17 protein-coding genes and 1 pseudogene are annotated in these 17,775 nt (G+C 72.0%); 7 read left to right on the forward strand and 11 right to left on the reverse strand.

Translation table 11 applies throughout. From position 1 onward, the window contains the following. The first annotated feature begins 40 nt into the window (after positions 1-40). Positions 41-1,612, forward strand: a complete 1,572-nt coding sequence (locus OH804_RS19815; RefSeq protein ID WP_406066599.1) for an alpha/beta hydrolase — start codon at positions 41-43, stop codon at positions 1,610-1,612. On the opposite strand, the gene OH804_RS19820 is transcribed toward OH804_RS19815, so the two are convergent. Continuing rightward, positions 1,539-2,051, reverse strand: coding sequence for an ion channel (locus OH804_RS19820; protein ID WP_196921745.1), 513 nt, complete (start codon positions 2,049-2,051; stop codon positions 1,539-1,541). The genes OH804_RS19815 and OH804_RS19820 overlap by 74 nt on opposite strands. 74 nt (positions 2,052-2,125) lie before the next feature. On the opposite strand from OH804_RS19820, the gene OH804_RS19825 reads away from it, so the two are divergent. Together OH804_RS19825 and OH804_RS19830 are read left to right on the forward strand one after the other, a co-directional pair. Further along, positions 2,126-2,578 carry a GNAT family N-acetyltransferase gene (locus OH804_RS19825; protein WP_196921744.1) on the forward strand — a complete coding sequence of 151 codons (453 nt, stop codon included), beginning with the start codon at positions 2,126-2,128 and terminating at the stop codon, positions 2,576-2,578. Between the two features lie 64 nt (positions 2,579-2,642). Next, on the forward strand, positions 2,643-3,140 hold the full coding sequence (locus OH804_RS19830) for a hypothetical protein (RefSeq protein WP_406058743.1): 498 nt from the start codon (positions 2,643-2,645) through the stop codon (positions 3,138-3,140). A gap of 140 nt (positions 3,141-3,280) precedes the next feature. On the opposite strand, the gene OH804_RS19835 is transcribed toward OH804_RS19830, so the two are convergent. The 10 genes and pseudogenes from OH804_RS19835 to OH804_RS19880 form a co-directional block, all read right to left on the reverse strand. Beyond that, positions 3,281-4,006, reverse strand: coding sequence for an ABC transporter ATP-binding protein (locus OH804_RS19835; RefSeq protein WP_406066601.1), 726 nt, complete (start codon positions 4,004-4,006; stop codon positions 3,281-3,283). 11 nt (positions 4,007-4,017) lie between these two features. After that, complete coding sequence (locus tag OH804_RS19840) at positions 4,018-5,013, reverse strand: ABC transporter ATP-binding protein (protein WP_406058745.1); 996 nt, start codon at positions 5,011-5,013, stop codon at positions 4,018-4,020. Between the two features lies 1 nt (position 5,014). Further along, positions 5,015-7,723 carry an FtsX-like permease family protein gene (locus OH804_RS19845; protein WP_406058747.1) on the reverse strand — a complete coding sequence of 903 codons (2,709 nt, stop codon included), beginning with the start codon at positions 7,721-7,723 and terminating at the stop codon, positions 5,015-5,017. Beyond that, the gene (locus OH804_RS19850; RefSeq protein WP_406058749.1) at positions 7,720-10,902 is read right to left on the reverse strand and encodes an FtsX-like permease family protein; all 3,183 of its coding nucleotides are present in this window, start codon (positions 10,900-10,902) and stop codon (positions 7,720-7,722) included. Before OH804_RS19850 ends, OH804_RS19845 begins: the two co-directional genes overlap by 4 nt. A 128-nt stretch (positions 10,903-11,030) precedes the next feature. Beyond that, entirely contained in the window at positions 11,031-11,195 is a 165-nt protein-coding gene (locus tag OH804_RS19855; RefSeq protein ID WP_196921739.1) for a hypothetical protein, read from the reverse strand. Continuing rightward, positions 11,192-11,407, reverse strand: coding sequence for a helix-turn-helix transcriptional regulator (locus OH804_RS19860; RefSeq protein ID WP_196921738.1), 216 nt, complete (start codon positions 11,405-11,407; stop codon positions 11,192-11,194). Before OH804_RS19860 ends, OH804_RS19855 begins: the two co-directional genes overlap by 4 nt. Next, the gene (locus tag OH804_RS19865) at positions 11,407-11,886 is read right to left on the reverse strand and encodes a DUF2975 domain-containing protein (protein WP_196921737.1); all 480 of its coding nucleotides are present in this window, start codon (positions 11,884-11,886) and stop codon (positions 11,407-11,409) included. The genes OH804_RS19860 and OH804_RS19865 overlap by 1 nt, the downstream gene beginning before the upstream one ends. Positions 11,887-11,947: 61 nt before the next feature. After that, the gene (locus OH804_RS19870; RefSeq protein ID WP_406058751.1) at positions 11,948-12,562 is read right to left on the reverse strand and encodes a YdeI family protein; all 615 of its coding nucleotides are present in this window, start codon (positions 12,560-12,562) and stop codon (positions 11,948-11,950) included. After that, positions 12,559-13,188 (reverse strand): hypothetical protein, encoded by a 630-nt coding sequence (locus tag OH804_RS19875; RefSeq protein WP_406058753.1) that lies wholly within the window; start codon positions 13,186-13,188, stop codon positions 12,559-12,561. Before OH804_RS19875 ends, OH804_RS19870 begins: the two co-directional genes overlap by 4 nt. Before the next feature lie 120 nt (positions 13,189-13,308). Beyond that, positions 13,309-14,559 (reverse strand): annotated as a pseudogene (locus tag OH804_RS19880) (DUF222 domain-containing protein). A gap of 82 nt (positions 14,560-14,641) precedes the next feature. On the opposite strand from OH804_RS19880, the gene OH804_RS19885 reads away from it, so the two are divergent. The 4 genes from OH804_RS19885 (at position 14,642) to OH804_RS19900 (ending at position 17,725) form a co-directional block, all read left to right on the forward strand. Beyond that, a complete protein-coding gene (locus OH804_RS19885) occupies positions 14,642-15,490 on the forward strand; it encodes an MBL fold metallo-hydrolase (RefSeq protein ID WP_406058754.1) in 849 nt (282 codons plus the stop codon). Beyond that, positions 15,487-15,942: a MarR family winged helix-turn-helix transcriptional regulator gene (locus OH804_RS19890; protein WP_231392558.1), complete on the forward strand. Its 456-nt coding sequence runs from the start codon at positions 15,487-15,489 to the stop codon at positions 15,940-15,942. Before OH804_RS19885 ends, OH804_RS19890 begins: the two co-directional genes overlap by 4 nt. A 125-nt stretch (positions 15,943-16,067) precedes the next feature. Next, positions 16,068-16,634 (forward strand): RNA polymerase sigma factor, encoded by a 567-nt coding sequence (locus OH804_RS19895; RefSeq protein ID WP_406058757.1) that lies wholly within the window; start codon positions 16,068-16,070, stop codon positions 16,632-16,634. Beyond that, positions 16,631-17,725 carry a hypothetical protein gene (locus OH804_RS19900; protein WP_406058759.1) on the forward strand — a complete coding sequence of 365 codons (1,095 nt, stop codon included), beginning with the start codon at positions 16,631-16,633 and terminating at the stop codon, positions 17,723-17,725. The genes OH804_RS19895 and OH804_RS19900 overlap by 4 nt, the downstream gene beginning before the upstream one ends. Positions 17,726-17,775 lie beyond the last annotated feature (50 nt).

The raw sequence follows: 17,775 nt of genomic DNA on the forward strand, positions 1-17,775 counted from the left end.
TCCGGAGGACCACGTGACCCGCACCGCCGACCAGCCTCGGATGGCGACCAGCCGCCGGGTCCGTCGCACTCTGGCCGCCTTCGGCGTCGCCGCGCTGCTCACCGCCGGCTGCACGCTGCCGGCGTTCGCGCCGCGTACCGAGGTGGAGGGCGCGGCTGCCCCGACCGGCAGCGCGCCGACCTGGCGGGCCTGCCCGGAGGTGGCCGACGAGTTGGTCGGGCGGAGCGCACCGAACATGCGCTACGAGTGCACCCGGATCGCGGTGCCCCGTGACTGGGGCACCGGCGGTGGGGCGAGCGCCGGCCCGGGCGCCGGGGAGACCTTCGAGATCGCCCTGCTGCGGGCCCGGTCGACGAAGCAGCGCGACCGGGTGGGCTCGTTGGTGATCAACCCGGGCGGCCCGGGCGGCTCCGGTGTCGACACGGCCGTCTACCTCTCCTTCGGTCCCCAGTTCGGCGGGCTGCCCGCCTCGATCACCGAGCGCTTCGACATCGTCGGCTTCGACCCGCGCGGGGTCTCCCGGTCCAGCCCGGTGAAGTGCATCTCCGACGCCGACCTGGACGCCAGCTTCGGCTTCGACCCGGACCCGGCGAGCCAGGCGACGTTCGACGGCTTCGTCGGCCTGAGCCAGCGGATCGGGCGCGGCTGCGGCGACCGTTACGGCGACCAGTTGCCGCTGTACGGCACCGAGCAGGCAGCCCGCGACATGGACGCGGTACGCGCCGCCGTGGGCGACGACAAGCTCACCTACCTGGGCTACTCGTACGGCACCCTGCTCGGCGCCACGTACGCCCAGCTCTACCCGCAGCGGGTGCGGGCGCTGGTGCTCGACGGCGCTGTCGACCCGCAGCAGCGGCTGGTCGAGGGCTCGGAGAGCCAGGCCCGCGGCTTCGAACGGGCCTTCACCAACTTCACCCGCTGGTGCGCGGCGAACGCCGGCCGCTGCCCGATCGCCCCGGACGCCCGCGCCGCTGTCACCTCGGCCATCGACAAGGCCAAGGTCTCCCCGGTGCGCGGCGCCGACGGGCGGGAGGCCACCGCCGGCTGGGTGTTCTACGCGGTCATCTCCTCGCTCTACACCGAGTCCGGCTGGCAGGAACTGGCCCAGGCGATCGACAAGCTGGCCGAGGGCGACCCGAAGGACGTGTTCCGGCTCGCCGACGCGTACGCCGGTCGGGAGGACGACGGGCGCTACTCGAACCTGTTCGACGCCAACCTGGCCATCAACTGCGCCGACGAGACGGAGAAGCCGAGCCGGGCGCAGATCCGGCAGTTGCAGTCCGAGTGGCGCGGCAAATACCCACTGTTCGGGCCGGCGTTGGCGGTCGGCATGTTGAGCTGCGTCGAGTGGCCGGGCGGTCGCGACCCGTACCCGACCGGGAAGGCGAACGGCGCGCCGCCGATCCTGGTGGTCGGCACCACCGGCGACCCCGCCACACCGTACGAGCAGACCCCACGGCTCGCGTCGATGCTGGGCGTCGGTCGGGTGCTCACCTGGGAGGGCGAGGGGCACACCGCCTACCCGCAGACGTCCTGCATCACCGACGCGGTCGACGCGTACCTGCTCGACCTGACCGTCCCACCGGAGGGGAAGCGCTGCCCGGCCCGCTGACCGGCTGGGTCGGCGGCAGTGGGGGCAGATCGATCCCCTGCCGGGTGGCCAGCTCCTCCAGCAGCGCCCGCATCCGGCGCACGTCGGCCTTGAGCTGCTCCTGCTCCTCATGCTCGAAGGCGTTGTCGTCGACGATGAGCCGGCTCGCGAAGTGCGCGGTGATCAGCGGGATGACCAGCAGCACCATTGTCGAGATGAGCAGCGCGGCCAGTGTGCGGCCCGCCCAGGTGGTCGGCGAGATGTCGCCGTATCCGACGGTGGAGGCGGTCACCACCGCCCACCAGACGGCGTCGGCCGGGCTGCGCTGCTCGACCTCCCCGTAGATGATCCCGGCTACCACGATCATCAACAGGTACGAGGTGATCAGCGTGCGGGGCGAGTTCGCGAACCACACCAACGCCCGGTATATCCACCGGAACGGCAGTAGCAGGAGCTCCATGCCGCCCCATGCTGCCCGTTGCCCGCAACCGGCACACGCCCATTCGCCGGTTTCGCTGTGTCAGGATCGCCGGCATGACCGACGTGATCTACCGGGAGGCGGTCCGGGCTGACCTGCCGGCCGTCATCGCCCTGCTCGCCGACGACGTCCTGGGTAAGGCCCGCGACTTCACCGAGGTCGACGAGGCGTACGAGAGGGCGTTCGCGGCCATCGACGCGGACCCCCGCAACCAACTGATCGTGGCCGAGCGGGCCGGTGAACTGGTCGGCTGCCTGCAGATCACCTACATCCCGGGCCTTGGTCGGCACGGCAGTGAGCGGTCGCTGATCGAGTCGGTCCGGGTCCGCTCCGACCAGCGCGGCCGAGGGCTGGGCCGGGATCTGATGACCTGGGCGGTCGAGCAGGCCCGGCAGCGTGGCTGCGCGCTGGTACAGCTCACCACCGACAAGACCCGCGAGGACGCGCACCGCTTCTACCTGGGCCTCGGCTTCGTGGCCAGTCACGAGGGCATGAAGCTCGCGCTCTGACCCGGCGTCGCGTTCAGCCGGCGGGGGCAGTGGGAGTCGCCGCGACCGGGTTACGTTCGCTGCCATGAGCAGGCCGACGATGCCCGGCGCCGCGCCGTCGCGCCCGCCATGGCGGCGAACCGGCTCGGCGCTGTTGGCGGTCGGCGCCCTCCTGGTCGTCGTCGCGTTCTGGCTGCCCGCCTGGCGCAGCGTCCACCCGGATCGGACGGAAATCACCCCGGGTTCGGAGGTGCTCGGCTGGGCGCTACCGTTCGCGGTGATCGCCGCCGTGTTCGCGGTGCTGTCGCTCGCCAGCACCGGCCCGGCCCGCTGGGTCTGGCGGCAGGCCAGCCTGGGGATGCTCATCTCCAACGTGCTCGCCTGCGGCAGCCTCACCGGGGCGTACTGGTACTTCGAGGCCGAGGACCCCTACGTCGAACACGAGCTGATCTCGACCGGGCCGGGCTCCGGTCTTCTCCTCGCCCTGCTGGGCTGCCTGCTGATCCCGCTCGCCGGGTCCCTCCCTGACGGCCGGAAGCGCACCGACCGACCCGGAGACGACCGGCCCGACCAGGCGCAGTAGAGAGTCCCGGAGAAACGCTGTGGAGCTGATGTCGTCGACGAGTCACGCCGGCGATTCGTTTACGACATCAGCTCCACAGCGAGCGACAGACCACCATTCGCCATCCGCCAACCCGCCGAGGGCCAGCCCGCCGTCAGCGGTCAGCCGTCGACCAGGCGACCGTCGCGCAGGACGAGCACCCGGTCGGCGAGGTCGATCAGGGCCGGGTCGTGTGTGGCCACCAGGGCCGTCATGCCACGGGCGTGCACCACCGCGCGCAGCAGATCCATGATGGACCGTCCGGTTTCCGAGTCGAGCTGACCGGTGGGCTCGTCGGCGATGAGCAGGTCCGGCTCGTTGGCCAACGCACGCGCCACCGCGACCCGCTGCTGCTGGCCACCGGACAGCTCGTACGGACGCTGGGCGGCGTGGCCGCCCAGGCCGACCATCTCCAGCAGCACGGAGACGCGTTCTTCTCGCTCCGCGGCCGGCACCTGCGCCAGCCGCAACGGCACGCCCACGTTCTCGGCGGCGGAGAGGATCGGCACCAGCCCGAAGGTCTGGAACACGAACCCGACAGTGCCCCGGCGCAGCCGCAGCAACTCCGCCTCTCCGGCCGAGGTCACGTCGTGTCCGGCCACCACCACCTGACCGCTGTCCGGCCGGTCCAGCCCGCCGATCAGGTTCAGCAGCGTGGTCTTGCCGGCCCCGGACCGACCTCGGATGGCCACCAGCTCACCCCGGTTGGCGGTGAACGACACGTCCCGCACCGCGTGCACGGCGTGCTCACCCCGGCCGAAGGTCCGGCTGACCTCGCTGACCCGGACCACCTCGTCGGTGCCCGCCGGGGGCGCACCGCCGAACCCGGCCGCGCCGGTCACCACCATGTCCTGCCGGCTCATGCCCGCGCCCCCCGCTCCTCCGAGGCCCGGTCGCCGGGCCGTACCTGCACATGGTCCGGCTCCAGGTCGAGCCGGACCCGCTCCTTCAGCGAGAGCGCGTCGACGAACGCAGCCGGCAACTGCATCCGACCGTTGCGGTCCAGCACCGCGTACTCCTCGCTGACCAACTCGGTGTTGCCGTCCGCGTCGATCCGCGCGGTCCGGCGTACCTCGGAGGCGGTCCGGCCGTCGCGGATCGCGACGGTCCGGCGGACCTGCGTGGCCACGGCGTGGTCGTGGGTGACGACCACGATGGTGACGCCCAGTTCCGCGTTGATGGTGCGCAGCGCCGCGAAGACCTCCGCGCCGGTCGCCTCGTCCAGCTCGCCGGTCGGCTCGTCGGCGAAGAGCACCTCCGGGTCGTTGGCCACCGCCACCGCCACCGCGACCCGCTGCTGTTCGCCACCGCTGAGCTGCCCGGGCCGCCGGTCGGCGCAGTAGCCCACACCGACCAGGTCGAGCAGTTCCCGGGCCCGCTCCCGACGGGCCTTGCGGCTGCGCTTGCCGGCCAACTGCATCGGCAGCTCGACGTTCTCCAACGCGTTGAGGTACGGCAGCAGGTTGCGGCCGGTCTGCTGCCAGACGAACCCGACCAGCTGCCGCCGGTAGCTCAGCCGTCGCTTGGCCGAGAGCGAGAGCAGGTCGTAGTCGGCCACCCGGGCGATACCGGCGGTCGGGGTGTCCAGGCCGGAGAGGATGTTGAGCAGGGTCGACTTGCCCGAACCGGAGGCACCGACGATCGCCACCAGCTCGCCCCGGTCGATGACCAGGTCGAGTCCCTGCAGGGCGACCACCTCCACCCCCTCGGTCTTGAAGATGCGCACCAGGCCGTCGCAGACGATGTGCCCGCGGAGGCGGTCCTGCCCGCCGGCCCGCTCGGCGGCGCGTTGCGCGGCCCGCTGTTGCAGGGCGGCCAGGTCCGGCACCAGTGGAGTCTGGGCGGTAGCGGTCATCTCAGCTCTCCTCTCCGAGCCGAAGCACCTCTCCGAGGCGCAACCGGCGGTTGTTCAGGGCCTCGACGGCGACCGCGAAGCCGAGGGCGATCGCCCCGAGCGCGAGCACCGCGGCGACCAGGCTGGGCTCGAAAGCCACCCGGACCGGTACACCACTGGTGAACGCGGACAGGCCGAGCACCGGGTTGAGCAGCAGGGGCAGCGCCGTCCCGACCAGCGCACCGGTCAGCACCGACACCGCGACCAGCGGGGTCAACTCGACCAGCAGCAGCCCACGCCACTGCCGGCGGGACAGGCCGAGCGTGCGCAGCCGGGACAGCACCTGGCCCCGCGAGCGCGCGCCAGCCAGCACTGTGAACGCGATGGCCAACAGCCCGAGCAGGGTGCCGCCGACGGCCCCGGCCACGAACCCGAACGCCAACACCCCGTTCGCCCCGCCCTCGCCAAGCTCCCGGCGGACGTCCGCCCGGGTGTCGACGGTGACCCCGATCGGCCGGGCCCTACCGGTGACCGTGCCGTCCCGCTGGTAGCGCACCTGCCCCTGGTCACCGACGACGCGCAGCGCCTCGGCGTCCAGCGAGTCCCCGGCGATCAGCAGGCTGGTCGGCACCGGAATGGTGGTACGCGTCGGCAGGGCCTGCCAGGGCAGGATCACGAACCGGCCGGTGTCCGCCGCCAGCAACGGGAAACCGTCCTGGGTGCCGGCCACCCGGAACTCGTACCGCTGGCCCTGCACAGAAATGAAGGCCGAGTCGTCCAGCCCGGCCTTCGCCAGGTCGGCGGCGACCGCCGGTGAGACGATCGCCGGCAGCGGACCCGAGCCGGGCCCGGCGGTGCGCAGTGCGGCCGGAACCGGGAGGTCCACCTCGGATTCGCGAGCGACGGTGTCCAACCCCGAGCCGTCGACCAGCAGCACGTCCGTCTGCCCGATGAAGGCGTCGGTGCCTACCTCGTCGGACGCGAACCGCTCATCGTCCTCGTACAGGACCGGGGCGACGGCCCGGACCCCCGGCAGACGGCCCAGCTCGTCGACGGTGTCGGGTGCGAAGCGCTCCCCACGGATCACCGCGTCGGCGGGGACGATCTGCTCGGCGGCCCGTTCCCGGCTCGCGTCGACGCCGGCGGCCACGACCGCGCAGAACGCGGCGGTGCCGATCGCCAGCACCACCACGACCAGCGGGGCGGCGACCGCCGCGCGGCCGGCGCGGGCCGTGCCGAGGAAGGCCACGCTGCCCCGGGTCCGTGCGGCCAGGCGGCTGACCAGCAACAACGGCCAGGGGTACGCCCGCAGCGCCAGCACCGCCGCCGCGACCGCGAGGAGCACCGGCACCGACACCAGCAGTGGGTCCACCTCGCCGAGCGTCAGGCCACGCCGGCGCAGCAGCACCGCGGCGAGCCCGGCCAGGAGCAGCAGAGACACCTCCACTGTGAGCCGACGGGCCGACGGGCGCACCCGGATCAGGTCCCGGCGCGCCGCCCCGCCGGCCGGTACGGCCAGCGTCGCCAACGGCAGCGCCAGCGTGACCAGCACGGTCACCACGATGACGTACGGCGTGGTCGGATCCGGGGCGCCGGGGAACAGCGTGCCCAGCCACCAGCCCAGCGCGGCGGCGACCGGCACCACAAGCACCGACTCGGCGAGGCTGCGCCGGGCACCGGCGGTGGCCCCGCCGCCACGGGCGCGCAGCAGCGCGAACTCCGAGCGACGCCGTCTGGTGGCGAGACCCGCCGCGAGCACGATGAGCCCGGCCAGGGTGGCCAGTACGCCGGCCGCGATCACCGCGAGCAGGGTCCGGACGGCATCGATCTGGGCGGCGAACGCGCGCAACGGGACGTCGACGCCCTGGGTCAGGGTGATCCCCGTCGGCTGGTTGCGCTGCATCACCTGCAGGCCGTCGATCAGCTGGTCCAGCTCGCGTGCGTCGATCCGGTCGACGCCCAGTCGGTAGCGCCAGTTGGACTGGATCGGCCAACCCGCGGCGGCCCGCTTGTTGAAGGGCGACTGCGCGACGACGCCGACGATGACGAACGGCTCACCATCACCCTGCGGTTCGATGACCCGCAGCAGCTGTGGCAGCCCGTCCCAGATGCCGTTGGCGCGGTCGACAGGGCGGAACAGCCCGGTCACCACCAGCGGGGCACCGTCGATGAGCCTGCCCTTGTCGTCGGTGTTGCCGATGCGCAGTTGGCTGCCGGCGCGCAGGTTGAGCTTGCCGGCCACGTCGACGTCGAGCGCCACCTCGATCGGCCGTTCGGGAACGTACGTCTCGCTCGGCCACGTCCCCTCGACGAGGGTGCTGGCGCCCTGTATGTCGGGCATGGCCCGCAGGCCCAGGTCGACCAGCAGGTTGCGGGCCGCCAGGTCCGGTCCGGCCACGCGGGCCGCCGCGGTCTCGACGCTGTACCACCGCTCGGTCACTGCCGAGCGCACCGGCGGCGGCATCTCCGCGGCCAGGGCGTCGAACCGTTCGGCGGCGTCGCCCATCGCCGTCCGCCGTGACGTCGCCGGCTCCAAGCTGGTGGTGTACGAGAGGTCCCGGCGGGCGGCCGGCTCGCTGTTGAGTTGCGCTCGCAGTCCCTGTTCGGCGAGCCGGTTGACCAACCGGGGCACTCCGCTGATCAGCAGCGTGACCACCAGGGTCAGCACCGCCAGCAGCAGGAACTGCCCCCCGTACGCCCGGACCCGCCGGACGGCCGCCCCGACGTTCATCGTTCTCCCCCGATTCGCAGCTGCACCGCCGCCACCCGCTGACGGATGCCGGTGGCGATGAACGCGCTGAAGGCGAGCGCCGCCAGCAGCAGACCGACCGCGGTCAGGCCGATGGGCACCCAGGGCAGCACGAACGCCGCCGGGGGTGTCGGCCGGCCGGCGGCCGGGGTGAGGATGACAAGTGGGGCCATCGTCGCGCCGACCGCGGTGCCGAGCAACAGCCCGACGCCCACGCCGATGCCGGCGAGGAACGTCTGCTCGGCCAGCAGCGCCCGGGCCATCAGCCGGGGCGTGGCGCCGAGGGTGTGCAGGACCGCGAACTCGCCGAGCCGACGCCGGGCGGTGGCCCACACGTCCACCATCAGGCCGACGAGGGCGAGCAGCACCGCGCCGAGCGCGGCGGCGAGCATTCCGGTACGCGAGCCGCGCCAGTACGGGTCGTCGGCGGCCGCCTCGATGGCCGCCTCCCGGTTGAGCACTGTGACGCCGGGGAGTGCGCTGGCCGCCTGGGCGGCGGCGTTCGCGTCTCCGGCGCCGACCCACCATTCCGGTACGGGTCGCAGCGTCCCGCCGGCACGGATCAGCGCGTCGACCGCCGCGGGCAGGTCCAGCAGCACGCCTGCCGCGGTGGTGGTCGGCACGGCGCTCAGCTCACCGACCAGCCGCACCGGCACCGTCACCCCGGAGAGCGGGAGGTCGACTGTGTCGCCGACGCGCAGGCTCAGCGCCTCGCGTACCTGGGGGGTCATCAGCACCGGTACGACCGCCTTCGCGGCCGGAACGACAACGAACCGGGTCGGGCCCTGGTCGATGCGCTCCAAGCCCGGCCAGCGTTGCACCGGACGGCTGGCGACGAATCCGCTGCCGCTCTTCTGCACCGGCACGCGCGGTCCGTCGGCCCAGGTCGCCGCCCACTCACCGGTGAGATCGGCGGGGCGAGCCTCACCGCCCGCGTCGACGAGCGTCAGCCCCTCTACCTGAAGCCCGTACGAGTCGCCGCCGGCCCGCCCGCCGTCGGCTTCGAACCCGGCCACCCGGAGCGGCACTCCTCCCACGTCCGGTAGCTGGACCGTGAAGCGCGTAGCCCGCCCGTCGCTCGGGGCGTCCACCGCCGGCAGCCGGAAGGCGAGGCCCTCCGCGCTGGTGACCAGCAGCGCCACGGAGATCCGGTGCGGTTCGTCGGGCGTTCCCACCGGCGTACGGACGGTGCCGGTGATCGTGCGGGTGCCCTCGGGTAGCTCGACGCCCCCGACGGCTTCACGCGCCCCGACCATCCGCTGGTACTGCTCCGAGGCCGACCCGTCGGCGAGCCGGTCGGCGAGCCGGACGACACCCGGGGCGCTGGCCGGGTCGACGCCGATCACAGTCACTGGCAGGTTTTCCCGCCCGACGCGCACCTCGTCCCGCCACGCCGGCAGCACCCGGCTCACACTCGGCAGCGCGGCGAGCTGAGCGGCCCTGTTCGGCGGGGCGACGCCAGCCCGTTCGGTGACCCGAACGTCGGCGCCGACCGTGTATCCGGCTTGTTCGACCTGGGACCGCTCGCCCGTGCTGATCAGCGACCAGGCCAGGGTGCTGCCACCGACGGCGAGGGCGAGCAGCAGGACCGGGCCGGCGTGCGGACGCCGTCCGGCCTGCCACATGCCGAACATGGTGGCGGTCCAGGGACGTCGGTCGACGAACCGCTCCGCGAACCGGGTGAGCGGCGGGAGCACCCGCAGCGCCAGCACGGCACCGGCCAGCACACCGAGCGTCGGGGCGGCGACCAGCAGCGGGTCGAGCCCGAGCCGGCCGCCCGAGCCCGCCAGCGGGGAGGCGTACCGGCGTAGCTGCACCCAGGCGAGCACGGCGAGCGCCACGAGCATCAGGTCCACGCTGGCGCGCTGCACGCTCGCCGCCCGGTTCGGCCGGGATCGGGCCGCCATGTCGGCGACGTACGTCCCGGCGCCGCGCAGCGCCGGAAGGACCATGGCGACGAGGCAGCCGGCCGCGGTGGCCGCTGCCGCCGCCCAGACAAGGGTGGCGTTGCCGCCGGCGGTGGAGAGGTCAGCCGAGCCGCCGGGTCGGATGTAGCGCAGCGCCTCACCGGCGATCAGCGGACCGAGCACGGCGGCCGGGGCGACCACCAGGGTCGCCTCGCGGGCGGCCAGGCCGGCCAACTGCCGACGGGCGGCGCCGCGGGCACGTAGCAGCGCGGTCTGTGGGCGGCGGTCCTCGTGCAGCAGCGCGGCGACCAGCACCAGCGCGTACCCGGCGAGCACCAGGATGAGCAGCAGCGGGGTGGCCAGCGACGAGCGACCCACCAGGTCGGCGCGGGCGACCCGGTCCAGCAACTGCGGCATCTTCGTCACCGTCTGCCCGGAGCTGCCCAGTTGGGCGGCCTCGGGCACGGCCGAGACCGCCTCGGTGAGGGCTTTCCGAACGGCGGGCAGGTCGGCGGTGTCGACGCCACCGAGGTCAGGCTGGGCCAGCCAGGACGCCGACACCGAGCCCGGGAAGGTGGCCGCGAAGTCGGCCGGGTCGAGCGTGAACGGTCCGTACGAGGTGCCGGAACCGGCGCTGCCCGTGCCCACACCGGGGGCCAGCAGCCAGTACGCGTCCGCCGGGTCGCGGGGCCGCCAGGTACCGGCGAGCACCAACTCTCCCCGTCGTTCGGTGGCCCGGTCGCGCACCGGGACGCGTTCGCCGACGGTCAGGCCGAGGGCGCCGGCGACCCGCTCGGGCAGACTCACCTGGACGGGGTTCGCTCCGGGGCGGGGCCAGGCGCCGCTGGTCAGCTCCGCGTGGGTGGCGAGGTCGGCGAGCGTGGCCAGGTTCGCGAAGACCGGTTCGTCGGCCGTACGCGGGATCTGACCGAGGTCGCCGGTCAGCTCGCGGCCGGTGCCGTAACGGGCGGCGGTGACGCTGACCGGGACGCCGCCGAGCCCGGTGGCGAGCTCGGCTCGGACCGCCTTGTCCCGGCTTGCGAACTCGGCCGCGTCCCGCCCACCCGAGCCACTGACCAGAAGGCCGCGCTCCTCGGCGGGCGAGGCGGCGACCAGTGCCCGCTGCCCGGCGTCCACCGCCCGACGGTTGTAGTCGGACAGCCCAGTGACCAACGCGACGGCGACGAGGGCAGCGATCACCGCCGCGACCAGCAACCCTCGCGCCTCGCGGGCCCGCCTCCACACCAGCTTCATCCGACGCCTCCCCTGGCCCTGGCGGGCCGACGACCATCAAGACAGGCCATCTACCGGGAAAGGTTCGCGCCCGTTACATGATCGTTATTACGGAAGGGTCAGCTCAGGCGGTGAGCACGCCTGGACGGCTAACTGCCGCCCCGAAGGTTGCGGATGCCGAACACCACCGCGCCGAGCACCAGCACGACCCCCAGGAGTTGGAGGCCCGGCGAGTCGTCGGCCTCCCCGTGCACGATGCCGGCGACGCCGAGGGCGACCACGAGAACGGCGGCGACGGTCAGGACGTACCTCATGAGGTTTCCTCCTCGACCCACTCCAGCAGGTCTCCGGGCTGGCAGTCGAGCACGCGGCACATCGCTTCGAGGGTGCTGAAGCGGACCGCCTTGGCGCGGCCATTCTTCAGCACCGCCACGTTGGCGGGGGTGAGCCCGATGCGCTCGGCGAATTCACCGACGCTCATCTTGCGCTTGGCCAACTCCACGTCGATGCGGACGACGATGGGCATCAGATCACCGCTTCCATGTCGGTCCGCAGGGTGGTGGCCTGCCGCAACAGCGCCCGCATCACCACCATGAGGAGCCCCAGCACGCTGACACCCACCGTCAGCAGGAACAGCAGCAGCGGCAGCCCTGGGTCGTCCGCGTTGAACCCCACATAGAGGAAGACACCCACGAGCACCAACCATGCGGCGGCGATGGCCCACACGATCGCGTCCACCCACTTCAGGGACGCTTCGGTGAAGATGCGGTCGCTCTTGACCAGGCTGAGCAACTTCCAGGTCGCGACGATGACGACCTGGACGCACAGCACCCAGAACACCGCCACGACCGTTGCCGGCCACCTGAGGTAGGCGTCCTGCGGCGATTCCTGGGCCATGTGGGCGAACTGCCCGGGCAGGGAGAAGGTCTGGAACAGGACCAGGACCCCGAACAGCACCACGAGGAAAACTCTGAGAGCGGCTACCGCTCGATGCTCCGTAACCATGCATCGAGTTTCGCTCGTTACCTATCGAAAGTCAATCGGTTGCCTCAGTGTCGACTCCGACTCACGGCAGCGTCGGCCCGGACACCGGCCTCGCCTTCTGGGGGTAGAAAGTCTCGTGACGGGCCAGCATGGCGACGAATTCGCCGATCTTGCGCTCGCGGGTCTCCGCCCGCTTGACGGCATTGAGGCGGTGGATGAGAGCGAACCGGTTGGCCTTGGTGAGCACGTCGAGCATGGCCTGGGCGGCGGGCTCGGCGGCGATGGCGGCGAGCAGGTCGGCCGGCACCTCCGCCTCCGACGGCGGGGCGTAGGCGGCCGCCCACCGCCCGTCCGCCTTCGCGGCATCCACAGCGGCGCGGCCCGCCGGCAGCATCCGCCCCTGCTCCTCCAGCCGGGCCACGTTGGCGACGTTGCGCTGGGACCACGAACTGCGCTGCCGACGCGGGGTGAACCGGATCCAGGAGGACTCCTCATCCCGCTTACGGGCCTGCCCGTCGATCCAGCCGACACACAGGGCCTCGTCGACCGCCTGCTGCCAGGTCACCGTGGTGACCGTGCCGCCCTTCCTGGTCAGGGCGAGCCAGACGCCGGGCGACGTGGCGTGGTTGGCCGCCAACCATGCGCGCAGGGCCTCGGCGTCCGCGACGACCAACTCAGCCAGCTCGGTGCTCGTCATGCGGGCAAACTATCCCCCGGGTCCGACAGCCGGTGCCCGCCGTGCGACGCGACCAACGCGTCTACCACGGCGTCAGCGTCAGCGTCAGCCACGTCCGATGGGTACTCCGGCAGCAGGTCGTCCCAGGCGATCAGCCACGACCCGAACAACTGAGCCTGCCCCTCGGGCCGAGCGAAGAACCAGACGTGCAGGTGGGCGCCGCCATCTCCGAAGCGGTAGACGTGGGCTCGCGAGATGTTCGGCAGCGCCTGCACGTGGCGAGCGATCCGAGTGCTCAGCAGCCCCAGTTCGGCCGCCAGTTCGTCGGGGAGATCCTCCATGTCGTGGTGGTCGCGCGGCAACAGCATGAGCACCAGCGGGACGCCCACGCCCGGGATTTGGATCAAGCGCCAACGCTCGTTGAACCAGATTCCTTCGTCCCGATCGCGGCAGGTGTCGCAGTCTGCCGGATCCTCGCCGTGCCGCGCCGGCTCCGGGAGCACCGGCGGCCGCAGCGGCGCCACTCGAAGCCCGTCCGGCTCGAACGGACTGATCTCCCACCCGGTCATGCGCGCCAGGGGAAGGCGGTGCTCGTCGTCCGCGGCGGCGATCGCGTGGTCGTAGAACTCGTCCGGTCGCATGGCCATGTGGCACAGATTAGTACGACAAGATCCACATTGGTCGACGGCAGATCATCACCGAGCGGCAACCGCCGGAGGCCCGCCCCACACCCCAGCCGCTTTCCCGCCTGGTGGATGCCGATCGGCCTACGTTCGTCGGCGGTAGTGGTTGCGGCGCGGGATCTGGTCGGGGTCGAGCCAGGCCGGCGGGACGAACTCCGGGTGGCCGTCGTGGCCCAACTGAACCGCCCACTCGGTCTGGTGGATGTGCCGGTGGTGATGGCCGCAGAGCAGCACCGCGTTGTCGAGGCTGGTCGGACCGCCGTCGGCCCAGTACCGGAGGTGGTGGGCGGCGCACCAGCGGGGTGGCCGGTCGCAACCCGGGAAGGCGCAGCCACCGTCGCGCAGCACCAGCGCCCGACGCAGTGGGCCGGTGACGAGGCGACGTTGTCGGCCCACATCGAGCACCTGCCCAGCACCGCCAAGCACGGCGGGCAGGATGGCCGCATCGCAGGCGAGCCGGCGCACCGTGTCGGGAGTGAGCCGCAGGCCGATGTCGAGGGTGCCGGAACCCAACTACCGCGCCAGTGCGTCGTAGCCGGTGGTGACGACGAGCTGGGCCGGGTCGCCGCCGTTCTCCGGGAGCTCGCCGGTACGCAGCGCCAGCCGACACACGCCCGCGAGGGCATCGTGGCGACGTTGCCCGGCACACCGGGTGTCGTCGGGTCCGGTTGGTGCGCTGAGCGGGTCGGTGACGGCACGCAGCAGTGCTGCGGCCTCCGCGTCGAGGGTGCCGCTGAGCCGAAGCCGCCCGTCGGTCTGCTCGGAGATGGTGAGGTGCCGGTCGCGGGCGGCCCGGGCGGCCTCGGCGGCCAGGGCCGCCGCAGCGGTGGCGTCGGCGACTTCGGGGGCGACGTGGTCGAGAATCCGGGTGCCCATCCGACGCAGCAGGGTGGGGTCGAACTGCGCGGCCCACTCGACCAGCACGCCAACGGCCTTGTCGGCCACCTCTGCGCCCGCCGAGACCGACACCGTGACGGCCGTGTCGGCGATGACCCGGGCCTGCTCCACGCTGACCGCCCCACTCGCCAGCGCCTCGCGCACGGCAGGTGGGGCCACGTCGACGGAGGCGGCGAGGCCGACCAGCCGACGGGCGGCGGAAACATCGAGTCGCAGGCGGTGGCGCAACCACACCGCCGTCGAGGAGGCGCCCTGCGCGACCGCGCTGCCCCGACCGTCCAACTCCCGGACGACCGCCAGCTGCACCGCCGCGAGCCGCTGCTGAAGCCGGTGGGTGGCGTCGAGCGCCGCGATCAGGTCAGGCTCGGAGAGCGCCCAGACGGAGGCATCAGCGCAGGTCGCCACTGCACTGTCCGCCCGTGCCAGCTCATCGATCACACGCAAATCCTAGAACAGGTGTACGACGACGCCGCCACGGATTCGTCTGGACTCGGATGATCCGAGACCATACGATCTAGTCATGAGATCCCTCCCTGCCCCCGACCTGTGGACGGATGCCCTCCCCACGGCGACGCCGCCGCCGGACATGGCGATCTACCAGCTCCCCACGGGCACCTACGAGACCCGAGCGGCGTTTGCCATTCGGGGCGGCTCGTTCCGGGACAAGCGGCAGTTCGCGGCCACCGCCATCCTCGTGCAGCACCCCAACGGCGACTTCCTCATCGATGCCGGCTTCGGGGCCAACGTCGCCGCACACGTAGCCATGCAGCCGCGGTTCGCCCGCGCCCCCTTCCAGACCACCCGAACGGTGCGCGAACAGCTCGACGACAGTGGTTACGACCGCACGAGGCTCAGCGGAGTCTTCCTGACGCACTCGCACTGGGACCACGCCAGCGGCCTGGACTCGCTCGACCTCCCGGTCTGGATGAACCGGGGCGAGCTTGAGTACGCCGCCAAAGACGGTGACGGCAAGGTCTTCCGCGCCGTCTCGCCCGGCCACGAGATCCGCGAATACTCCTTCGAGGGTCCCGCCTACCTCGGCTTCTCCGCGAGCTTCGACGTCCACGGCGACGGGTCACTGGTGTTGGCGCTGGCCGGGGGCCACACAACGGGGTCCGTGGTCGCGTTCGTGACCCTTCCATCGGGGCAGCGCTACGCGTTCATCGGCGACCTGACCTGGCAACTGGACGGCGTCCAGCGAAGGGTGGAACGCCCCTGGTTGCTCCGGACCCTCGCCGACAGCGACGCCGGGCAGGTGCGACAGGGCATCCTGCGATCGGCCGCATTGACCGAGTTGATGCAGGTCGTCCCCGCCCACGACCAGCGCGCCTACCAGGGAATCCCGCTCCTTGAGGGTGCGGCGCGATGACTGCTGGACCAGCGCCGTCACTCGACTCCGAGATCACCTGGCTGTTGCATCGCGCCGCCCAACGAATGCACGTGGTGACCGGCGAGCAGGCCGAGAAGCACGGCCTCCAGCTGCGCGACTACATCGTGTTGAGCGCGCTCGACAAGACACCGGGGCTGACCCAGGTCGAGCTGGCCAGAGCGCTCGGCCTCGACAAGACCACGCTGATGACCCAACTGGATCGACTCGAACAAGAAGATCTCGTCGTACGCCACGCCGACCCCAACGACCGCCGACGACGCATCCCGGCGATCACCGCCGTCGGGGACGACGTACGGGCGCGGGTCGCTCGCGCCAGCGAGGAGGCGGAGCGCAGCGCGATGGCCGACTTCAGCCAGGCCGAGGTCGACATGTTCCGCCGGATGCTGTTCACGATCATCGGCACCACTGTGGACCCGGGCTCATGCCTGTGACGCACGGCCGCGGACGTGCGGACCGTCGATGCTCACGTCGCTCGTGACATCGACGGACCGCGTGCCGCGATTATTCTCGGCTCGACCGCTGTCACGAGAGGCGCCGGACCGGACATGGAATAGACGTGAGCTCCGGGACTGAACACGAGAAACGCTTCCAACGCGTCTACGCGGCCAACTTCGAACCACTGCTGGCGTACGCGATGCGACGCGTCGAGCAGCCCGAGGACGCGGCCGACATCGTCGCCGAGACCTTCCTCGTCGCCTGGCGGCGCAGCCACGAGATGCCGCCGGAGGCCGAGGTCCGGTTGTGGCTGCACGGCGTGGCTCGGCGGGTGCTGGCCAACCACCACCGCAGCGGGGCCCGCCGGGGGCGGCTTGGCGACCGGCTGCGGCAACGATTCCGGTCGGCCCTCGCCGTCGACCCGGGCAGCGAGGTGCCCGAACTACTCACCGTCCGGGCCGCGCTGGCCCGGCTCAACGAGGTGGACCGGGAGTTGCTGATGCTGACCTTCTGGGAGGGGCTGGAGCCGCGCGAGGTCGCCGTGCTCCTTGAGTTGAACCCGGCTGCGGTCCGTACCCGACTGTCTCGTGCCCGAGCCCGGTTGCGAGACCTCATCGGTCACGACCTCGACCCACCCGGACATGTACTCGACGTCATGGCCGTACGCGCCCTTGAGGAGGGCAGATGACCGACGAACAGTTCGACCGGAGGGTCCGCGACGCCGACCCGTACCGCCCCGAGGTCATCGCGCACCTCGGCGGGGCCGAACAGGAACTCCTGGAGGAGATCATGTCCACGCCGATCCTCGAATCCGTCACCGAGCCTCCGGGCCGGCGCTCCCGCCCGCGCCGCCGCCTGACGGGGGGCCTCGCCACCGCAGGCGTCGCGGCCGCCGTACTCGCCGTCGTCTTCGGCATCTCGATGGTGAAGACCGGGCAGCCGGGGGGCCAGGAAGCGGCACCGGAGACGAGCTCCAGCTCCGTGGCTCCGGGAATGGGCTCCTACTCGGCGATGGTGCTCAAGGCAGCCGAGCAGAACCCGCGGCTGCTGGTCGACCAGCCCGGCTGGAAGGCACAGCACGTCGACGGGTTCGCCAAGAGAACGGGCAGCATCACCTACAGCAAGGGTGAGCGAGGCCTCAGGATGAGCTGGTACGAGGCCACCGAGTACGCCGTGCGTCACAAGGATCGGCTCCAGGTCAGCAAGCCGGAGTCCGTGCAGGTCGACCGCTGGCCGGGTGATCTGTTCCGATACAACGAGCGCGAGTTCGAGGTCCTGCTCAAGCCTCGCGACGGGTCCTTCGTCGAGGTGCGTACCGTGGGCGCCTGGACGCGCGCCGACTTCGACCGGGTTCTCGCCAGTGTGGTCCGCGTGGATGCCCGTACGTGGCTGGCCTCGCTCCCGGCGGAGATCGTCACGCCGGAGCGGGTGAACGAGCGGGCGGCCGCGGTGCTCGCCGACGTGCCGCTCCCTCCGGGCTTCGACCCCGCCACGCTGAACGTCGAGGGCATCAACGACCCCTCCCAGTTCGGCATCCGGGTGATCGGCCCGGTCGGCTGCGCGTGGATCACCGAATGGAAGCGCGCGAAAGAGAGCAACGACGAGGACGCTCTCCGGCGGGCAACTGACGCGTTGCGCAGCAGCCACAACTGGAAGGCACTCCAGCAGATCGACATCGACGGTTACTGGGCGGACGGTTTCTGGGAGACCGCCGACAGGTTGGCCGCCGGCGGCCCTGTCCACCCCAAGATGTTCAACCCCTGCAACGCAGAGCAGTAGCAGACGTCGGGCTGCTCGGGGACGACGACCTGCCGACCCCGGGCAGCCCG

It is taken from the genome of Micromonospora sp. NBC_00860, from assembly GCF_045207375.1.
Lineage (GTDB): Bacteria > Actinomycetota > Actinomycetes > Mycobacteriales > Micromonosporaceae > Micromonospora > Micromonospora vinacea.

Excerpts from the sequence above, each read along its gene's own strand:
- OH804_RS19815 (WP_406066599.1), top strand. The coding sequence starts at position 41 with ATGGCGACCAGCCGCCGGGTCCGTCGCACTCTGGCCGCCTTCGGCGTC.
- OH804_RS19820 (WP_196921745.1), bottom strand. The coding sequence starts at position 2,051 with ATGGAGCTCCTGCTACTGCCGTTCCGGTGGATATACCGGGCGTTGGTG.
- OH804_RS19825 (WP_196921744.1), top strand. The coding sequence starts at position 2,126 with ATGACCGACGTGATCTACCGGGAGGCGGTCCGGGCTGACCTGCCGGCC.
- OH804_RS19830 (WP_406058743.1), top strand. The coding sequence starts at position 2,643 with ATGAGCAGGCCGACGATGCCCGGCGCCGCGCCGTCGCGCCCGCCATGG.
- OH804_RS19835 (WP_406066601.1), bottom strand. The coding sequence starts at position 4,006 with ATGGTGGTGACCGGCGCGGCCGGGTTCGGCGGTGCGCCCCCGGCGGGC.
- OH804_RS19840 (WP_406058745.1), bottom strand. The coding sequence starts at position 5,013 with ATGACCGCTACCGCCCAGACTCCACTGGTGCCGGACCTGGCCGCCCTG.
- OH804_RS19845 (WP_406058747.1), bottom strand. The coding sequence starts at position 7,723 with ATGAACGTCGGGGCGGCCGTCCGGCGGGTCCGGGCGTACGGGGGGCAG.
- OH804_RS19850 (WP_406058749.1), bottom strand. The coding sequence starts at position 10,902 with ATGAAGCTGGTGTGGAGGCGGGCCCGCGAGGCGCGAGGGTTGCTGGTC.
- OH804_RS19855 (WP_196921739.1), bottom strand. The coding sequence starts at position 11,195 with ATGAGGTACGTCCTGACCGTCGCCGCCGTTCTCGTGGTCGCCCTCGGC.
- OH804_RS19860 (WP_196921738.1), bottom strand. The coding sequence starts at position 11,407 with ATGCCCATCGTCGTCCGCATCGACGTGGAGTTGGCCAAGCGCAAGATG.
- OH804_RS19865 (WP_196921737.1), bottom strand. The coding sequence starts at position 11,886 with ATGGTTACGGAGCATCGAGCGGTAGCCGCTCTCAGAGTTTTCCTCGTG.
- OH804_RS19870 (WP_406058751.1), bottom strand. The coding sequence starts at position 12,562 with ATGACGAGCACCGAGCTGGCTGAGTTGGTCGTCGCGGACGCCGAGGCC.
- OH804_RS19875 (WP_406058753.1), bottom strand. The coding sequence starts at position 13,188 with ATGGCCATGCGACCGGACGAGTTCTACGACCACGCGATCGCCGCCGCG.
- OH804_RS19885 (WP_406058754.1), top strand. The coding sequence starts at position 14,642 with ATGAGATCCCTCCCTGCCCCCGACCTGTGGACGGATGCCCTCCCCACG.
- OH804_RS19890 (WP_231392558.1), top strand. The coding sequence starts at position 15,487 with ATGACTGCTGGACCAGCGCCGTCACTCGACTCCGAGATCACCTGGCTG.
- OH804_RS19900 (WP_406058759.1), top strand. The coding sequence starts at position 16,631 with ATGACCGACGAACAGTTCGACCGGAGGGTCCGCGACGCCGACCCGTAC.